The sequence below is a fragment of the Bacillus sp. PAMC28571 genome, from assembly GCF_014250435.1.
GTDB classification, from domain to species: domain Bacteria; phylum Bacillota; class Bacilli; order Bacillales; family Bacillaceae; genus Bacillus; species Bacillus safensis.
The window spans coordinates 3,529,689-3,547,243 of the sequence record NZ_CP060191.1 but is presented as its reverse complement, the minus strand read 5'-3'; the positions used below and the strand labels follow the sequence as shown (position 1 = coordinate 3,547,243).

21 protein-coding genes are annotated in these 17,555 nt (G+C 40.9%); 1 reads left to right on the top strand and 20 read right to left on the bottom strand.

Features of this window, described 5'->3' with window-relative positions; genetic code table 11:
* Positions 1-4 precede the first annotated feature (4 nt).
* From purR to metG, 10 genes are all read right to left on the bottom strand, one after another.
* Entirely contained in the window at positions 5-838 is an 834-nt protein-coding gene (gene purR, locus H7F25_RS17920) for a pur operon repressor (protein WP_024425638.1), read from the bottom strand.
* Positions 839-893: 55 nt separating this feature from the next.
* Entirely contained in the window at positions 894-1,763 is an 870-nt protein-coding gene (ispE, locus tag H7F25_RS17915) for a 4-(cytidine 5'-diphospho)-2-C-methyl-D-erythritol kinase (RefSeq protein WP_019743558.1), read from the bottom strand.
* A 146-nt stretch (positions 1,764-1,909) separates the two neighbouring features.
* A complete protein-coding gene (locus H7F25_RS17910; RefSeq protein WP_017366434.1) occupies positions 1,910-2,095 on the bottom strand; it encodes a small, acid-soluble spore protein, alpha/beta type in 186 nt (61 codons plus the stop codon).
* Between the two features lie 163 nt (positions 2,096-2,258).
* On the bottom strand, positions 2,259-2,516 hold the full coding sequence (gene veg, locus H7F25_RS17905; protein WP_024425637.1) for a biofilm formation stimulator Veg: 258 nt from the start codon (positions 2,514-2,516) through the stop codon (positions 2,259-2,261).
* Positions 2,517-2,729: 213 nt separating this feature from the next.
* A complete protein-coding gene (gene yabG, locus H7F25_RS17900; RefSeq protein WP_024427198.1) occupies positions 2,730-3,614 on the bottom strand; it encodes a sporulation peptidase YabG in 885 nt (294 codons plus the stop codon).
* Between the two features lie 114 nt (positions 3,615-3,728).
* Entirely contained in the window at positions 3,729-4,607 is an 879-nt protein-coding gene (rsmA, locus tag H7F25_RS17895; RefSeq protein ID WP_034284149.1) for a 16S rRNA (adenine(1518)-N(6)/adenine(1519)-N(6))-dimethyltransferase RsmA, read from the bottom strand.
* The gene (gene rnmV / locus H7F25_RS17890; RefSeq protein ID WP_017359323.1) at positions 4,600-5,160 is read right to left on the bottom strand and encodes a ribonuclease M5; all 561 of its coding nucleotides are present in this window, start codon (positions 5,158-5,160) and stop codon (positions 4,600-4,602) included. Before rnmV ends, rsmA begins: the two co-directional genes overlap by 8 nt.
* 161 nt (positions 5,161-5,321) lie before the next feature.
* A complete protein-coding gene (locus H7F25_RS17885) occupies positions 5,322-6,524 on the bottom strand; it encodes a G5 and 3D domain-containing protein (RefSeq protein WP_044334281.1) in 1,203 nt (400 codons plus the stop codon).
* Between the two features lie 244 nt (positions 6,525-6,768).
* Positions 6,769-7,536, bottom strand: a complete 768-nt coding sequence (locus H7F25_RS17880; RefSeq protein WP_024425634.1) for a TatD family hydrolase — start codon at positions 7,534-7,536, stop codon at positions 6,769-6,771.
* An 81-nt stretch (positions 7,537-7,617) separates the two neighbouring features.
* Positions 7,618-9,618, bottom strand: coding sequence for a methionine--tRNA ligase (gene metG / locus H7F25_RS17875; protein WP_185854029.1), 2,001 nt, complete (start codon positions 9,616-9,618; stop codon positions 7,618-7,620).
* 520 nt (positions 9,619-10,138) lie between these two features.
* On the opposite strand from metG, the gene H7F25_RS17870 reads away from it, so the two are divergent.
* Positions 10,139-10,429: a transition state genes transcriptional regulator AbrB gene (locus tag H7F25_RS17870; protein WP_087975202.1), complete on the top strand. Its 291-nt coding sequence runs from the start codon at positions 10,139-10,141 to the stop codon at positions 10,427-10,429.
* Positions 10,430-10,474: 45 nt separating this feature from the next.
* Here the strand turns inward: H7F25_RS17870 and rsmI are convergent, their stop codons facing one another.
* From rsmI to H7F25_RS17820, 10 genes are all read right to left on the bottom strand, one after another.
* A complete protein-coding gene (gene rsmI / locus H7F25_RS17865; protein ID WP_185854028.1) occupies positions 10,475-11,356 on the bottom strand; it encodes a 16S rRNA (cytidine(1402)-2'-O)-methyltransferase in 882 nt (293 codons plus the stop codon).
* Entirely contained in the window at positions 11,331-11,630 is a 300-nt protein-coding gene (locus H7F25_RS17860; RefSeq protein WP_024425631.1) for a GIY-YIG nuclease family protein, read from the bottom strand. The genes rsmI and H7F25_RS17860 overlap by 26 nt, the downstream gene beginning before the upstream one ends.
* Positions 11,617-12,360 carry a tRNA1(Val) (adenine(37)-N6)-methyltransferase gene (locus tag H7F25_RS17855; RefSeq protein WP_024425630.1) on the bottom strand — a complete coding sequence of 248 codons (744 nt, stop codon included), beginning with the start codon at positions 12,358-12,360 and terminating at the stop codon, positions 11,617-11,619. The genes H7F25_RS17860 and H7F25_RS17855 overlap by 14 nt, the downstream gene beginning before the upstream one ends.
* Before the next feature lie 55 nt (positions 12,361-12,415).
* A complete protein-coding gene (gene yabA / locus H7F25_RS17850) occupies positions 12,416-12,769 on the bottom strand; it encodes a DNA replication initiation control protein YabA (protein WP_024425629.1) in 354 nt (117 codons plus the stop codon).
* Positions 12,770-12,783: 14 nt separating this feature from the next.
* A complete protein-coding gene (locus tag H7F25_RS17845) occupies positions 12,784-13,611 on the bottom strand; it encodes a competence/sporulation regulator complex protein RicT (protein WP_024425628.1) in 828 nt (275 codons plus the stop codon).
* A 2-nt stretch (positions 13,612-13,613) separates the two neighbouring features.
* Positions 13,614-14,603 (bottom strand): DNA polymerase III subunit delta', encoded by a 990-nt coding sequence (gene holB / locus H7F25_RS17840; RefSeq protein ID WP_024425627.1) that lies wholly within the window; start codon positions 14,601-14,603, stop codon positions 13,614-13,616.
* Between the two features lie 11 nt (positions 14,604-14,614).
* Positions 14,615-15,055, bottom strand: coding sequence for a YaaR family protein (locus H7F25_RS17835; RefSeq protein WP_024425626.1), 441 nt, complete (start codon positions 15,053-15,055; stop codon positions 14,615-14,617).
* A 12-nt stretch (positions 15,056-15,067) separates the two neighbouring features.
* Positions 15,068-15,397, bottom strand: coding sequence for a cyclic-di-AMP receptor (locus H7F25_RS17830; RefSeq protein WP_024425625.1), 330 nt, complete (start codon positions 15,395-15,397; stop codon positions 15,068-15,070).
* 79 nt (positions 15,398-15,476) lie between these two features.
* Positions 15,477-16,115 carry a dTMP kinase gene (gene tmk / locus H7F25_RS17825; protein ID WP_024425624.1) on the bottom strand — a complete coding sequence of 213 codons (639 nt, stop codon included), beginning with the start codon at positions 16,113-16,115 and terminating at the stop codon, positions 15,477-15,479.
* Positions 16,112-17,521, bottom strand: a complete 1,410-nt coding sequence (locus H7F25_RS17820; protein ID WP_185854027.1) for an aminotransferase class I/II-fold pyridoxal phosphate-dependent enzyme — start codon at positions 17,519-17,521, stop codon at positions 16,112-16,114. Before H7F25_RS17820 ends, tmk begins: the two co-directional genes overlap by 4 nt.
* Between the last annotated feature and the right edge of the window lie 34 nt (positions 17,522-17,555).

Here is a 17,555-nt window from a genome sequence, read left to right as displayed (position 1 = left end):
AAGCTTACGCTTTCGAATGAAAAAACTCGTGGAAATTGCCTTCATTGATCTCAATGATTTTTTGCTTCATATCAATGGTAGAAAGCTTTAACAACGAGACATATTCATCGACAAGACGTTCATCTACGCCTTCATCTTCTAAAAGAACACCGATCCCTGCAACATTTGCATTAAATTCCTCAAGCAAATTCATCATGCCGTTAATGGTTCCGCCCGCTTTCATAAAGTCATCAATGATCAACACATTGGAGCCTTTATCTAAGCTTCGCTTTGCAAGGGACATGGTTTGAATTCGGTTAGAAGAACCTGACGCATAATTAATACTGACAGTTGATCCTTCGGTTACCTTATTATCTTTTCTAACGATCACAACAGGCACATTTAAATAACCCGCAACAGAATAGGCAATCGGAATACCTTTTGTCGCAACGGTCATGACGACATCAATCGCACGGTCCGCAAAGATGGTCGCAAACAGCTTACCGATTTTCGCAAGAATCGATGGATTGCCTAAAACATCGGTTAAATATAAATAACCGCCAGGAAGTACACGTTCAGGAGTTGATAATGCCTCTCCGATATCGTTTACTACGTCATCTGCTTCTTTTAGGTGTATTTTTGGAATATATTTCACTCCGCCAGCAGCGCCAGGTACAGTGAGCAATGTGCCTATTCCCTGCTGTTCGAAGGTCTGTTTGATAATCGTTAAGTCTTCACTAATGGAGGACTTTGCAGATTGATAACGTTCTGCAAAAAAAGTTAAAGGTACTAGTACGTGCGGGTGGGCTAACAAATAATTTGTTAAGTCCACCAATCTGCCGCTTCGACGAAACTTCATGAACTTACCCCCAGAACCCGAATAATTTATGAATAATATAACTTAATATACGGATTTAATCAAGGGCATTTTGTTCGCCGATCATGCGGACAGCGTATACTTGATCACAAAATCCTCTCAGTCCGTTATATATTCTTTGTACCTTCGATTCATATTGAATCAAGCCAAATACCGTTGGGCCGCTTCCACTCATTAATACAGCATCAGCACCGAAACGCTTCATCTGTCTTTTGATCATATCTACTTCCGGATACATCTTTAATGTCACAGACTCCAGAACGTTACCGAGTGAGCCGCACATCTCTTTATAATCTTTCGCTTCAATGGCTTCAATCATACGCTGTACATTTGGGTGTTCTACTTTGCTTGCGTCATATTGTCTATAAACTTCAGCTGTAGATACCCCAATCACCGGCTTCGCTAAAATCACCCAGCAATGCGGCGGTGTCGCGATATGCTTCAGTTTTTCTCCACGTCCTGTCGCTAGTGCTGTGCCTCCGTGTACACAAAAAGACACATCTGAGCCGATCTCCGCTCCAAGCTCAGCCAGTTCATCTAACGTGAGATTTAACTTCCACAAACGGTTTAAACCGCGAAGCGCTGCTGCAGCATCACTGCTGCCTCCAGCTAAACCTGCTGCAACAGGAATTGCTTTTGTGATGACAATCGATACTCCTTTTTGAATACCGAACCTTGTTTTGAGTAATTTAGCCGCCTGATAAGCCAAGTTACGCTGATCATCTGGCACAAATCGATTATGAGATGATACACGGATTTCGTCTTTATCCAGCTCCGTCAGCTCAAGTCGATCTGCAAGGTCTATTGTTGTCATCACCATCTCTACTTCGTGATATCCATCCGGTCTTTTTCCATGGACATCAAGAGAGAGATTAATTTTTGCCGGTGCTTTTTCTAAAATACGCAAACATTTCACCTACTTCTCCATCTAAACATAAGTATCAATATTGTATCACATTTGATGGATCTGATGAATATTGGCTTTTACGCCCAGCACACTGACTTTTCCAACAAAAAAAGCCAGAGACACCTGAGGTATCCCTGACCATTTTTCTATCGTTGATTCTCTTCCTGAGCCATGTGCTGCTGAGCTAATTCGATGGCACGTTTGACCATATTACCTGCGTCACGCGCACGAATTTCTCCCCAGCCTCCATTTTTGACGGTATCATAAAATCCAAGATCCTTCGCCAGCTCGTATTTGAACTCATCTGACATAATGCCTCGGCGTCTACCCAAACGAAACAGCCCCTTTAGTCGAGAATTCGAATCAGTGCCACTGCTTTTGTGGCTTTCTTATTTTGTATCGAATCCTTTCTTTTACCCCTTTCAAAAAATGGACAGACTCCCATTCAGAAAAAAAGGCAAAACAAAAAGCAGTAAACAAGAAGTTCACTGCCCATTAATAGGCGACTGAGCTAGCGGCATCATCGAACGTTAATTCGACCGTCTCAGTCAGTATATCTGCATAACTGTAAGAAACTCTTTCAAACGAATTCTCATCTTGATCTAATTGAATCACAAATACAGAAGGGTACGTTTCAGCTAAAATGCCCGAACGCTCAATTGTTTTACGGCGGCCTCCGTTAGCCTTTAACGTCAAACGTTTACCTAAGTTACCATCAAGCGATCTTTTGATGTCGGACAAAGTCTTCGCCATTGCATCCACCTCACTGAGATAATTATACAACAACGGCCCATTTTTGTCAAATAAAAATTAAATTATATCAACCAACACGAGCCATTGTCAACAAAATAATTTTGACAAACTTCTACCTTTTCTCCTCCCTATTTTTCTCAAATTCCGGTGAATTATGTATCCGTTTGAAATTTCTTTTTACACATAAAAAAAACCAGACTGAAATCAGTCGGGTTATGTCGATTCATGGTCTTTTTTATATGGCATACCTACCCTTAAAACACCCTTCGTCTCGATGCCTCCAAGGCCTTTTTCTCTTGTTAATGTATTACGAAGCACATCCCACACGTTGATTCGATCTACAAATGGAGTGAAGCTGATCTTCGCAACGATATAGACGGGATCGAGCGCATGGATGTTCACACGTGAAGGTGAGCTTGCAAAATTGGCACCTGCTTGGATCAATGATTCGAAATGAGATTGACAGGCGCCTGCAAAGATCACAAGCTGATCTAAATGAGGAATTTTCTTTCTTGCTTTTTGAACCGTCTCAACGAAATGACGAGAATGGCGATAGGCACCGATATCATTTACGCCGCCCTTTTGCTTGGAATACGCATCATGCCCTGTAATGACCAAAATATCAGGCCGATATTGATCAAGTAACGAATCGATCACGCTTGGCATTTTCTTCTCATGACAATGCACTCCATATACAGGCACACCAATTCGTTCATATACATCTAAGCATTTCTTTAAGTATGAAGCATCTCCATCTAAATGAAGGACCTTTCCAGGCATGTGAAAATACTGCTCCTGATGCTGATATTGTCCAGAAGTATAATACTCTTGTTTTTCACGCAGCAGCTGATAATCCTGTCTTAGTAAGTCGAGCGATTCGTTAATTTTCCGTTCGTCGTCCTTCTCCCTTGTCAGCTGCTCCTCTTTTTGAATTAAGACGAGATCCGACATCTTAGCATCAGCAATCAGCCTTACTTCATTCCCATGCAATATGGCAGTGGCTTCGTGCTGATCTGTCTCATCAATTCGAATGATTCGAAACATAATATCCATTTGATAGGATGCCCTCGTCACCATATCTCCTATTTGAAATTGCATGCTGTTCACTCCACAATCAGGCTCATATCCTGTTGGTATCGTCTTTCATATGTGCTGTTCTTTCTAGCCTATGCCCGAACAGTTGAAGTGGTGAAAAACAAAAGAAAAAAGCCCTTACGAAAGGGCTTTTTGTAAAACATTCGACAAACGGGCAAATTCCTCAATAGATAATGATTCTCCGCGGCGCTTTCCATCAATATCTGCTGTTTGAAGTGCTTCTTCAATGATGGCTTTATGTTTTTTTCCATCAGGTAGATTATTCATCAAATTATTCATCAAGGTTTTCCGGCGCTGGCCAAAGCTCGCTCGGATCAATTGAAAGAAAAACGCATCATTTTCTACTGAGACAGCAGGCGTTTCACGAACAGTCAGCTTAATCACAGCCGAATCGACATTTGGCTGAGGAACAAAAACCGTTTTAGGCACAACCATCACCGTTTTTGCTTCCGTATAAAATTGAACTGCAATAGACAGTGAATTATATTCCTTTGATGAAGGGGCAGCTGCCATACGATCTGCTACTTCTTTTTGCAGCATGACCACAATCCCTTTCAATGGAAGGTTTTCTTCAAGCAATTTCATAATAATCGGTGTTGTCACGTAATATGGAAGGTTGGCTACGACCATCACTTCTTTACAGTCAGCAAAATTTTCCTCGATGACCTTTCTCACATCCGCCTTTAATACATCTTGATGAATGATCGTGACATTATCATATGGAGAAAGCGTATCGTTTAAAATAGGCAATAAACGCTGATCGATTTCAAAAGCGGTGACTTTCTTTGCACGTTTAGCGAGCTGCTCTGTCAATGCGCCGATACCAGGCCCAATTTCAATGACGCCGGTCTCATCTGTAACCTCCGCGTGATCGACAATGCGATCTAAAATATTTGTATCAATTAAGAAGTTCTGCCCTAAGCTCTTTTTAAAAGAGAAACCGTACTTCTTCAGTATTTCCTTCGTTCTGACGGGTGTCGCAATATCTTTATTCATCGGCTTCCTCCTGCATGACGGTCTTTAAGGCCGCAATAAAATCATGTTTGGTTATTTGGAACATGTGAAGGCGCTTTTGCAGCTGCTTCGCATTGGTATATCCTATATTTAAAAGCACTCCTAGTCGTTCGCGGCGGCGTTTCGATGCTTCGCCACCGATAAGGCCTGCGTCAAATAAGTCGTCTAATGTAATGTCACTTTCCGATTCTTCCATTTCTTCATGGACATGGGCAAGACATTCCCGAATACTGTCCAAGGAAGCATGCTCGACACCAATTCCTTTATCCCGCTTCGCCTTCGCAAGATGTTTAGGCAAAAAAGCGTGCTTACAGCCAGGAACTGCCTCTGCGATGGTTTTACGGATCTTCTCACCAGGAAAATCAGGATCTGTTAAAATAATGACCCCTCTCGTCTCCTGCGCAAGACGCACTTGTTGAATGACTGTATCGCCAATGGCGGATCCGTTTGTTTCGATCGTATCTGCATCAACCGCCATCTTCACTCTGGCAGTGTCATCACGACCCTCCACCACAATGATTTCTTTGATTTTCATGTATTCCTCCGCTTGCAAAAACAATCTACATTTTTTGGTTTAAAAAACGAAACCTTTCATGCTGCTTTTGCGTCTAATTAATTAGAAAACAGTGCTTCTATTATAACCAAAAAAACAGAGGGTGCGCAAAGCCCTCTGTTCATATAAATGATTTGATGTGTTTATTTGAGTACTCTAATTTTCACTCGTTTATTTCCCCATTGATAAGCTGCCGACTTACTTGGGACGAACACATCAATTTTATTCCCTTTTATAGCAGATCCAGTGTCTGATGCAACGGCATATCCATAGCCTTCCACATACACTTTTGAGCCCAGCGGAATGACACTCGGATCAACTGCTATGACCTTTGCACCCGGATTTGCTTTTAAATTAAAGCCTGTAGACGTTCTGCCCGTACATCCAGCACAGCTCGCTGTATAGGCTGTTGACGCCACATAAAATTCTTTTCCTGACGATTCATTGCTTCGTGAAACCGCAGGGGACGCTGTAGGTTCCTTTTTGGCCACTTGTGTACCAATGGCCACTAATCGGTCCTTACTATCTTTTTCGGTCACTTCTTTAATCAATTCTTTAGACACCACTTTGCCGTTTTCTTTCACAATGGCATAGTGCTTCTTCAATTTACCTTCTTCACCTTTTTTAAGTACCTTCTCTTTCCCTTTTTCAAGAGAATGATCCTTTTTATGTTTGGTATCAAAAGCAATTTTCTCTTCCACTACATCGGTGACTTTTTCCACCCGAGTGATCTTTATATCTGCGCTCTTTTTAGAAAGGTTACTATGTAACGCAGGCTTGATCTTATCGTGCTTCTTGAGCTTTAGCTCTTGTTGCTTTAAAAAGTCAGCGACCGTAGTCGAAGTGGTCCACACTTTTTTATCTTTTCCTCCATCATTTAAGCTGACCTGAAAGGCCTGCTGAACCACAAGATTCATATCCTTTGTTAACTTGTCATTCTTTCCTGGAGTTACTTGATCGTGCTTCCCAATATCTATCTTCTCATTCTTCAATAATGCTCCAACCGTCTGATCTGTTGTCCATATCGTTTTCTCTTTCCCGTCTAGGGTCAGATGAACCGGTATAGCCGCATCATACACAATGTTCATGTTGTCTTGAATCTTTGTATTTAGACTTGGAGAGATATGATCCTCCGCCTTGGTCCTTATGCCAAGGTCTGAAAGCAGCTGAGCTACTGTCTCTTCATGTGTACGAATTGTCTTCTCTTTACCATTGATTGAAATGGTAATGGACTGCTTAGTGAGCTCATGCGCACCGTAAGCCGTTCCAGTTCCAGCTAAAAGCAAGCAAACAACTAGCAATAAAACCTTGCCTTTTCCTAGCTTCACAGAAAACAGATTTTTCATTTTTTGTACGATGAAAAACGCCTCCTTCTCCTCGGAGAGATTATATAGAGTATCTCAAAACCTGTCAACCCTTCCACCCACTGTACAAAAATGCTCGATTGTAAACCTATTATGGGAGATTTATGGAAGGAAGGGAAGAAAGACTTATCGACAACTTATCCTATGAGGAGGCGCAAACGTGTAGAACTTTTTCGTTATGTTTCACAATTGGACAAGCTTAAACAAGGATTGACATCATATACTGTCAGTTTATACGGAAAACTTTTTTTGCATTTTTTGTTGTCAATTCAGCAAGCTCTTCAAAGCTGATTTCTCTCAGCTCCGCAATCTGTTCTGCGATATATTTGACATAACTTGGTTCATTACGTTTCCCTCTAAATGGCACTGGCGTTAAGTATGGGCAGTCTGTTTCAATCAAAAGTTTGTCACTCGGTATCTCCTTTACAACTTCCTTTGGCTTTTTGGCATTTTTAAATGTCACGGGTCCACCGAATGAAATATAAAAGTTCATCTCCATACATGCTTTTGCAGTTTCCAGACTGCCAGTAAAGCAGTGCATAATACCTCCAACTTCAGCTGCTCCCTCTTCCTTTAAAATCGTCACGACATCTTCCGTTGCGTCACGATTATGAATAACGATTGGAAGCTTCACTTCCTTCGCAAGAGCAATTTGGCGTCTAAAGACTTCCTTTTGCACATCTTTTGGCGACTTGTCCCAATAGTAATCCAGACCCATTTCTCCAATCGCAACCACTTTTTCGTGTTGAGATAAATCTTTGATCCAAGCCAAATCCTCATCTGTCATATCAATAGCATCGACTGGATGCCAGCCGATAGCTGCATATATGAAATCATACTCTTCAATTAATTCCATCGCTCTCGTAATAGTCGGGCGGTCAAACCCTACCACCACGATTTTCTCAACTTTTTCGCTTTTCGCTCTTTCGATTACCTGCTCTAAGTCTTCATTGTATTGTTCTGCATTCAAGTGGGCATGTGTATCAAATAACATGGTTGATTGCTCCTTTCGACAATTCTGCTAAAAAACAAAAGGTGTTCGACGAAATGTTACACGTGGAACACCTTTGTTGATTTATAAAATTTTTGTTCCATTTGCTAGAGTTTGATCTACTTCAAGAACCTGCAATTTCCCGCCTGTTTCTCCAGTTAAAATCATTCCCTGGGAAATTTCCCCTCTGAGTTTAACTGGGGTAAGATTTGCTACGCAAACGAGCTTTTTCCCTACTAATTCTTCTGGTTGATAGTGCTTGGCAATCCCAGAGACGATTTGTCTTTTTTCAAATCCAAAATCAAGCTGAAGCTTTAAAAGACGATCCGCTTTTTTCACTGGGGCTGCTTCCAATACCTGTGCAACTCGAAGATCAACTTTTGAGAAATCATCAAATGCAATTTCTGCTCCCAGCTCAGGTAATTCCGTTTCTTCGATTTCCACTTTCTCTTCTTCTACCTTAGGTGCACTTCCCTGCATTTTTTCTTTAATGTAGGCTACTTCTTCTTCAACCTCTAAACGCGGGAACAAAGGCTCTCCCTTTTGTACCGTTGCTTGTTGAATCGCACCAAATGATAGGATACTATCCCAGCTTTTGAGCTTCTCTTCTTCAATTCCAAGCTGGAAGAAGATTTTCTCAGGTGTTTTCGTTAGGAACGGCGTTAAGAGTACTGCAGTGATTCGAAGTGATTCTGCTAAATGATACATAACAGAATGCAATTCTTTTCGTTTTGTTTCATCCTTTGCCAGCACCCATGGAGCTGTTTGATCAATATATTTATTGGTTCTGCTGATTAATGTCCAAACATTTGAAAGAGCCACAGAGAATTCAAGATTTTCCATCGCTTCTTCATAGGCTTTGACTGTTTGTTCAGCTACTACTTTCAGCTCTTCATCAAACTCATTAACAGGGCCCTTATAGCTGCTTAATGTGCCGTCAAAATATTTTTGGACCATCGCAACTGTACGATTAAGCAAGTTACCTAAATCATTGGCAAGATCATAGTTTACACGTTCCACGAATCCTTCTGGTGTAAACACACCATCTGCACCAAATGGTACTTCGCGAAGCAGGTAATAACGAAGGGCATCGAGACCATAACGATCAATTAATGTGACTGGATCTACCACATTCCCTTTTGATTTAGACATTTTGCCATCTTTCATGAGCAGCCAGCCGTGTGCGAAAATTTGTTTCGGCAGAGGCAGATCTAATGCCATCAGCATAATCGGCCAATAAATTGTATGGAAGCGTACAATTTCTTTTCCTACGAGATGTACGTTGGCAGGCCAATATTTTTTATATTTTTCATCTTGATCTGTTCCATAGCCAATCGCAGTTAAATAGTTGAATAACGCATCAATCCATACATAAATGACGTGTTTTGGATTGTTAGGAACTTTAATTCCCCAATCAAAGGTTGTTCTTGATACTGCTAAATCCTCTAAACCTGGTTTAATGAAGTTATTAATCATTTCATTCTTTCTTGATTCAGGCTGAATAAACGATGGATTTTTTTCGTAATAATCGAGCAAACGGTCCGCATACTTACTCATACGGAAGAAATATGATTCCTCTTTAATTAATTCAACAGGGTGGCCGCTGTCAGGGCTTTTCCCGCCAATGACTTCCCCTTTCTCATTACGCTCAACATCAACAAGCTGTGTTTCCGTATAGAATGTCTCATCAGGAATACTGTACCAGCCCTCATATTGATCTAAATAAATATCGCCTTGATCAAGCAACTTTTGGAAGACTTGCTCAATGATTTTCGTATGTCTTTTTTCTGTTGTACGGATGAAGTCATCATTCGAAATGTCGAGTTTCTTCCATAATGATTTAATGTCTTCAACGACTGGATCTAAATACTCGATCGGTGTGATATTTTGTTCTTCAGCTTTTTGCTGAATTTTTTGTCCGTGCTCATCTGTACCTGTTAAATACATCACATCATAGCCTTGAAGACGTTTATAACGAGCCATAGCATCTCCTGCTACTGTCGTATAAGCATGTCCAATATGTAATTTTCCGCTCGGATAGTAAATAGGTGTTGTCAGATAAAACGTTTTTTTCTTTTCCGGCATGTCGGAACCTCCTGCGTGTGTGTAAATGTCAAAAACTCCCGCCCAATGGACGAGAGCGGTTATCATCATTACATGAAAATGTGTCAGATCAATTCATTCAATTTTGCACTTGTGCTTTCTCTATGATACCATCTTAGCCTTTAAGATCAAGCATATATACATAGAACAAGATGAAATGATCGAAAAAGATGAGTTTTTCGAAAAAAACGACAAACCCGTCGACATTTTGTCGAATATTGTCGTATGAAATCTATTTCCAGATTTACATTTGGCTAATTTAGGGCAAAAGTCTTGTTAATCTGATCTCGTCATTTCTTATATTTTCATAGAAAAAGCCTACAAAATCCTTATACAGCAGTAGTTTCAAGGTCTTTTGACTTTAAGAGTCATATTTTACAAACAATAGTAAACAAAATGATTGACGATTTATGGAAACCTTGTTATGCTAGGAATGTAAGGAATTTGTCGAATAATGACGAAGATAATATTATTTTAAGAATAAGAACTTTTTGGGAGGAGAATGAAGATGAAATCTACAGGTATTGTACGTAAAGTTGACGAATTAGGACGCGTGGTGATTCCAATCGAACTTCGCCGTACGCTAGGAATCGCTGAAAAAGACGCTTTGGAAATTTATGTTGATGATGAAAAAATTATCTTAAAAAAATATAAACCAAACATGACTTGCCAAGTAACAGGTGAAGTATCAGACGATAACCTTAAACTTGCTAATGGTAAATTAGTTCTTAGCCGCGAAGGTGCAGAGCAAATCATTAACGAAATCCAAAACCAACTTCAATCACAAAAATAAGGTTCATATAAAAAAGGTTCTTGCACCGTTTGCAAGAACCTTTCTTTATTGTTCAATATGATAAGCATCGTATATCGTGCGCTTTGGTACACCACGTTCGACAGCTGTACGTTTAATGGCTTCCTTCGACGTTAATCCTTCCTCTATGTAATGGATCACATGTTCTTTTTCAGATAAGGACGTCCACCAAGCTTCTTCATTCAGCTCTTCTTCAGCTTGATCATTTCCTTGTACTACAAGACAGAACTCACCTCGAATTTGATTCTCCGCAGCCCATGTCAGCACAGATTCTAAATCCCCACGAATAAACTCTTCGAATTTTTTCGTTAGTTCTCTCGTAATGGCGATGTTCCGATTTCCCCACACTTCCTTCATCAAAGTCAGCGTTTCTTTTAACCGATGAGGCGCTTCATAGAAAATGATCGTTTCTTGGCGTTTTTTCAAGGCTTCAAGCTGCTTTTTCTTTTCTTTTTTTTGACGGTCGAGAAAACCGTAAAAGAAAAATGGCTGAGGCGCGATTCCTGATGCAATGAGTGCCGTTAGTGCAGCATTTGCGCCAGGTAACGGAATGACATAGCCTCCGATGCTAGTAAAATCTCGAACCACTTCAGCCCCTGGATCTGAAATCGTCGGTAAACCGGCATCACTCACGAGTGCGATATTTTTCCCTTCTTTTAGCCATTCGATTAACTTGTGGCCGCTGCTGTCTTTGTTATGCTCATGATAACTCGTTAAGGGTGTATCAATCTCGTATACATGACAAAGCTTTTTCGTTTGCCTTGTATCTTCTGCGGCAATATAATCTACATCTTTTAACGTTTGTATCGCTCGGAACGTCATATCTTCTAGATTTCCAATCGGGGTTGGAACGAGATAAAGAATGCCCATATCAGATTGACCATCAAAGCTTTTCTGTGTCTTTTTCATGTGCCGCCTCCTTTTCCATTCGCATTTCTTCTATATAAATATCTTTCTTTTTCCGCGTCCACGTTTTGAAACGATATTCTTGCTGCATGGCTTCTCTTTTGGTTGCAAAACATTCATGATAAAAAAGCTCAACCGGCCGTCTCGCTCTTGTATACTTTGCTCCCTTTCCACTATTATGGGTTATCAGTCTTTTTTGTAAATCATTTGTATAACCCGCATACAGGCTGCCATCTGCACATTTTAATACATAGAAATAATGATTATGCTTCTCCATACAGTATCGTCCTGATTTCATCTGTATACTCCTGATCTTCCCCATAAACAAAAAGAGGCGGGAGAATTTTCAGATCTGGTTTTCCATCTTTTATGCCCTCTACCAAGATAGTATTGGCTTCTTTCCCTTGTTTGGGATAAACAAATTGAATTCGTTTCGGCTCAATTCGGTATTTTTTCATTAATTCAACAATCTCAAGCAGCCGTCCTGGTCGATGAACCATCGCCAGTTTCCCCCCTTGCTTTAGCAGCGTGGAAGAAACACGAATAACATCTTCTAATGTACAATGAATTTCATGCCGGGCAATCGCCAAATATTCATTTTCATTGATTTCATCCTTAGAGGGTGTCTTAAAATATGGCGGGTTACATGTAATCACATCAACTTTATGGTTGCCGTAGCGTTCCGGCATATCATTCAAATCACAATGAATCAATTCAATCTGGTGCGCAAGTTGATTATACTCCACACTTCTTTTTGCCATATCAAACAGTCGTTCTTGAATTTCAACCCCCGTAATCGAGGCCCTAGATCGAGTTGAAAGCAGCAATGGCACGATGCCATTTCCGGTACAAAGATCAATGATCTCTCCTTTTTGGATTGGCACATACGCAAATTTAGCTAATAACACTGCGTCCAATGAAAAGGCAAACACAGTTTTACTTTGAATAATCTTCATATCTTCGGCGAGCAGGTAATCTAACCGTTCATCTTCTCTTAACGAAACCATGATGTATCCTTTCTTTTCCTGTGAAAAAGGCTCCCGATTCAGCGGAAGCCTTTTCTCATTTTTTATTTAAAAATGACAGACAGAACAAACAGTCTCCCTCTTTACGAATGCTCCCATAATGTACATTACAAATATGGAAGCCCTCCTGATATAACCGGGCCAGGTTATCATGACCTTCTCCTATATCAGAATGACTTGGCTTCTGGGCAGAATCATTCTCTGCCTCAGACGATTTGTCTCGATCGGACTGATCCAGACGTTCACGCAAGTGCTGATTCTCCATCTGCAGCTGATGATTTTCTTCAATCACTTCACCGATATGATTTTTCAAATCACCTAACTGGCGATAAAGAGAACCGATTTGCTCTTCTAAATTAATCACCGTATCAAATAGTTCCTTTTTATCCAAGGTGGCACACCTCGTTACTCAGTTGTTTGTGCAGATACAACGCCTTCTTGTAATAATTCTTCCCATGTATATTCTATCACTTTTTCTTGCCCGGTTAATTCGACTTGCAAAATTCGTTCTAAAATATTGAGCCCTACTACCTTTGCAGAGCCATTAGACGTCTGAATCGTTTCGCCGATATCCGGTAATTGTTCTTTCGCTGTTTCATACTCATCATTCTCATATTTCAAGCAGCACATCAAACGTCCGCATAGGCCTGAAATTTTTGTCGGATTTAACGACAAGTTTTGATCCTTTGCCATCTTAATCGACACTGGTTCAAAGTCTCCTAAGAATGTCGAACAGCAAAGCATTCGCCCGCAAGGACCAATGCCGCCAAGCATTTTTGCCTCGTCTCTTACACCAATCTGGCGAAGTTCAATTCTCGTTTTGAAGATTGATGCAAGATCCTTCACTAGCTCACGGAAATCAACTCTGCCATCTGCTGTGAAGTAGAAGATGACCTTGTTTCGGTCAAATGTAAATTCAACATCAACCAATTTCATTTCCAGCCCATGTTCACTTACTTTCTGAAGACATGTATCAAAGGCTGTCATCGCTGCTTCTTTGTTTTCCTCAACGATGAGCCGGTCACGTTCGTCTGCTACACGAATGACTTTACGCAGAGGGAGAACCACATCGTGTTCATCTACTTTTTTGTTGGCGATGACCACTTGTCCGTACTCAACCCCTCTAACCGTTTCTACAATGACACAACTATCATTTTCTATATGAAATCCATTAGGATCGAAATAATAGATTTTGCCCGCTTTTTTAAAGCGAACACCAATTACGTTGTACAAGCTTATCCCTCCTGCAACATCAACACCAATTGCTCCATCAGCCCTTGGGCATTCACGTTGGATTGAAGTCTCTTTTTCGCTTCTAATACAGCAAGGATCTGGCTGGTCACCATCTGCTGTGTGGAATGCAGCGCATGCTGCTTCATTGTCTGGAATAAGTCTTGATAAATGACTTTATCTTCATTTCCTATTTGAATCGACAATACATCACGATATATAAATAAAAGCATATCCAGACCTGTTTCTTGAAGGTCTTTCTCTTTGAAAAAAGGCATCCATTGATCCTGTATATAAAAAAATGCATGTTCTTTTCGCTGGTGTAAGACTTCATACAATTTTATCACTTTCGCTCTAGACTCTGCAAACTGATCATTTCGACTTAATTCGAGTGCTTCTGCTAAATTATTGGTTAAATTCGACAAAAGCCTTGCGAGATGCTGAGATACGCCTTCTTGTAAAAGCTGCTGCTCTAAGGATTGTGGCTGCAGCGGCTGAAAGCTGAGCATCTGACATCTTGAAATAATCGTATCCAGCATTTTATGCGATTGCTCAGTGATTAAAACCGCCATCGTTTCCCGATTAGGCTCCTCTAGGAACTTCAATAAACTGTTCGCGGCATTGACCGTCATTTTGTCCGCATGAAGAATAATATACATTTTCCGGTGAGATTCTACACCTGCTTTTGTAAATTCCTCTTGCAATGCCTGCACTTGCGCCTTCTTAATTGATTGGCCATCAGGCTGCACAAGATGTAAATCGGGATGGTTTCCTGATGCAATCCTTTTGCAGTTTTGACAGGATTCACATGGTTTTACTCCTGATTCCAAACAAAAAAAGCTCTTAGCCAAAAGCATCGCTGCATCCAGTTTTCCGGTTCCTTTTTTTCCTTCAAATAAGTAGGCATGCGCAAGTCGGTCTTTATCAATACTATTAAAAATCAGCCGCATGACGCGCGGCTGCAAATCATTCATGTCATCCCAGCTAATTGCCATGTTATCACTCTCTATGTGTAAAGGTTAATCAATAAACCTTTTATTTCTCCAATACGTTCAAGCAAATCAATAGATGGTTTCTCTTGATCCATCATTTCCTCGGTTAATTCAATCAGCTTTTCATCTAAGGCTTTGACCAAAGCAAGTGTACGTGTGTTGCCATAAATGTCAAAGCTCCTTGATGTTTCTATATTTAAACCATTATCGACTGTCTCTTTCACAAAGCGCTTCACCAGTCCTTTAAACCTAGCCAAATCCTTTAGGTTTCGTGACTTTGCGAGCTTTTTTCCGAACACTTCGATATCACTCAGCATGACCGTCAGCTGTTCTAAGCGCAGTTTGCCGCTTTGCGTCTCCATCGAAGCTTTAAAGGAGGCAGATGTCTGGCTTCCTTTCATCGCTTGAAGTTCACGCTTTTCTAAACGCAGCCGCATATCTTGATTAATTTTCACAGCAACCCATCCTTAAAATTGATGAAATTGTTCAACTGGCAGAATAAAAACAGTAGCTCCGCCAACTTCAACCTCAACAGGGTATGGTACGTATGAATCTGCATTTCCGCCCATTGGGGAGACAGGCGCGATCATTTGATCACGTTTACGGCAATTTTCTTTTATAAGCTGTAATGCTTTATCCACCCGGACATCATCACAACCAATAATAAAAGTCGTATTCCCAGACTTTAAAAACCCACCAGTTGAAGCTAATTTTGTCACGCCGAAATGATGTTCAGTCAATATTTTCAACAACTTGCTGCTATCTTGGTCCTGTACAACGGCAACAATTAATTTCATTTGATTGGCCTCCTTTATTTTAGGCACAGATGACATGCCGATGTCTTCCTCTATATTATAACAACGATTGGGAATTAGGTCATATTTGATTTTGCTTTAATGTGTCCTGAATCAATTGAAGGACTTCTTCATAGACATCCTGCATCGGCTGAGACGCATCCACTACACGGAATCGTTCTGGCGATTGTGCAATAAGCAGTTCATAGCCTTCTCTGACAAGCTGATGGAAATTCAGCGTCTCCATGTCTAATCGATTCTTTTCTCTTCCCTGGTTGGCATTAATTCGCTTTAGCCCTTCCTCAGGTGTAATTGAAAAATAAATGGTCATTTGCGGCATCGTGCCATTGATAGCAAAGTCGTTAATTGACTTTACTTCTTCAATCCCAAGCCCTCTCGCATAGCCTTGATAAGCAAGGGAGCTATCGACAAAACGATCACATAAAACTGTCTGCCCGCGCTGTAATGCCGGTTCTACCTTCTCAGCTAAATGCTGCCTTCTTGCGGCTGCATACAGCAAAGCTTCTGTTTTCGCATCCATTTTTGTGTTTTTTTCATTTAAAATGACTTCACGAATCTGCTCTGCTATGTCAATGCCGCCAGGCTCACGTGTCGCCATCACTGCATATCCTTGGCGTTCCATTTCTTCATACACTTTTCGAATCACTGTCGTTTTTCCGGCACCCTCTGGCCCTTCAAACGTAATAAACATACCGCTCATAGTGTCTCCTCTTCTATATAAACATATAATTTTCTCTGATGAATCACCTGACTGGCTTGAACATGAACCTGATGTCCAAGCAAACGGCTTAAAGCCGCAATCTGATCGATTTCAATACGCTCTCCCTTAACGATTAAAGGAATACCCGGTGGATATGGAATCACCGATTCTGCACTAACCCGTCCTGCTGCATATTCAAATGGGACGGCTTCTATATCCTGTCTATGCTCCTCGTTGTCATCAGCCAGCGCCTCTCTTTGAAAATGATCTTTTCCTTTGAGCAATGAATTGCTTTGATTAAGGGCCTGCTCTATTCGTTTAAAAGGTATATCCTTCTTCTGTTCTAAACCAAAGACAAGTAAAACCTGATGTTCGTCGGCAAGCTCTGGGTGAACCTCCACTGATTCAAGTACTCGTTTTAGTTCATAGCCAGTCAGCCCTTTTGTTGATCGAATCACACATTTTAATGGATCGTTAGAAAGCAATTCAGACTCTACCACTTCAAGCTGAGGTATACGATTGAACTCATTTTTCAGCTCTGCCAGCCCTTTCATGATTCCATCCAAGATCCCTTTTTTCTTGATCTCCTCGACATAGGCCCTTGCCACATCTAATGAGGCCATAATTGGATAGGATGGAGAACTGCTTTGAAGCATCGTGAGGAATGTTTTCAAACGTTTTGCATCCATTCGCTCCCCCTGAAGATGAAGGTAGGAACCCATCGTCATAGCCGGAAGGGTTTTATGTGCTGATTGTACCACCACGTCAGCTCCATAGGAAAGAGCAGATGGAGGAAAAGCGCCGCCTAATACAAAATGTGTACCATGTGCCTCATCAACCAAAACGATCATGCCTGCTTCGTGGCACATGTGTATCAGTTTTGATAAATCAGCTGCATGACCATAGTAGTTCGGATAAGTCAAAACGATCGCCCGGCAATTAGGATGTTTGGCAATGGCTTTTTTGACTGTTTCATCCGTCACATGTGTTGGAACATGCAGGTGTTGATCTATCTCAGCTTCTACCATAATAGGCGTTGCTCCTGCAAGCTCAATCGCATGGTAAACAGACTTATGACAATTTCGCTGGACGAAAATCTCATCTCCCGCACGACAGGCTGCCATCACCATCGCTAAATTTCCGACAGTTGTCCCATTCACAAGAAAAAAGCTTTGATCTGATCCATATAGCTTTGCCAATAAATGTTCAGCCTCTTGAATCACACCAGTTGGATGATGGAGATCATCTAATCCTTCAAGTTCTGTTACATCCAGCTGAAGAATTGAGTCATAATAAGTCCGTGCCTCATCAAAAAAGACATCTCCATTGTGATGTCCTGGAACGTGGAAAGAATAAGGCTTCTTTTCCGCATGTTGTGCTAATGCTGTATATAAAGGTATTTTCAAACAAATCGACCCTTTTCACTTTAACGATATCTTA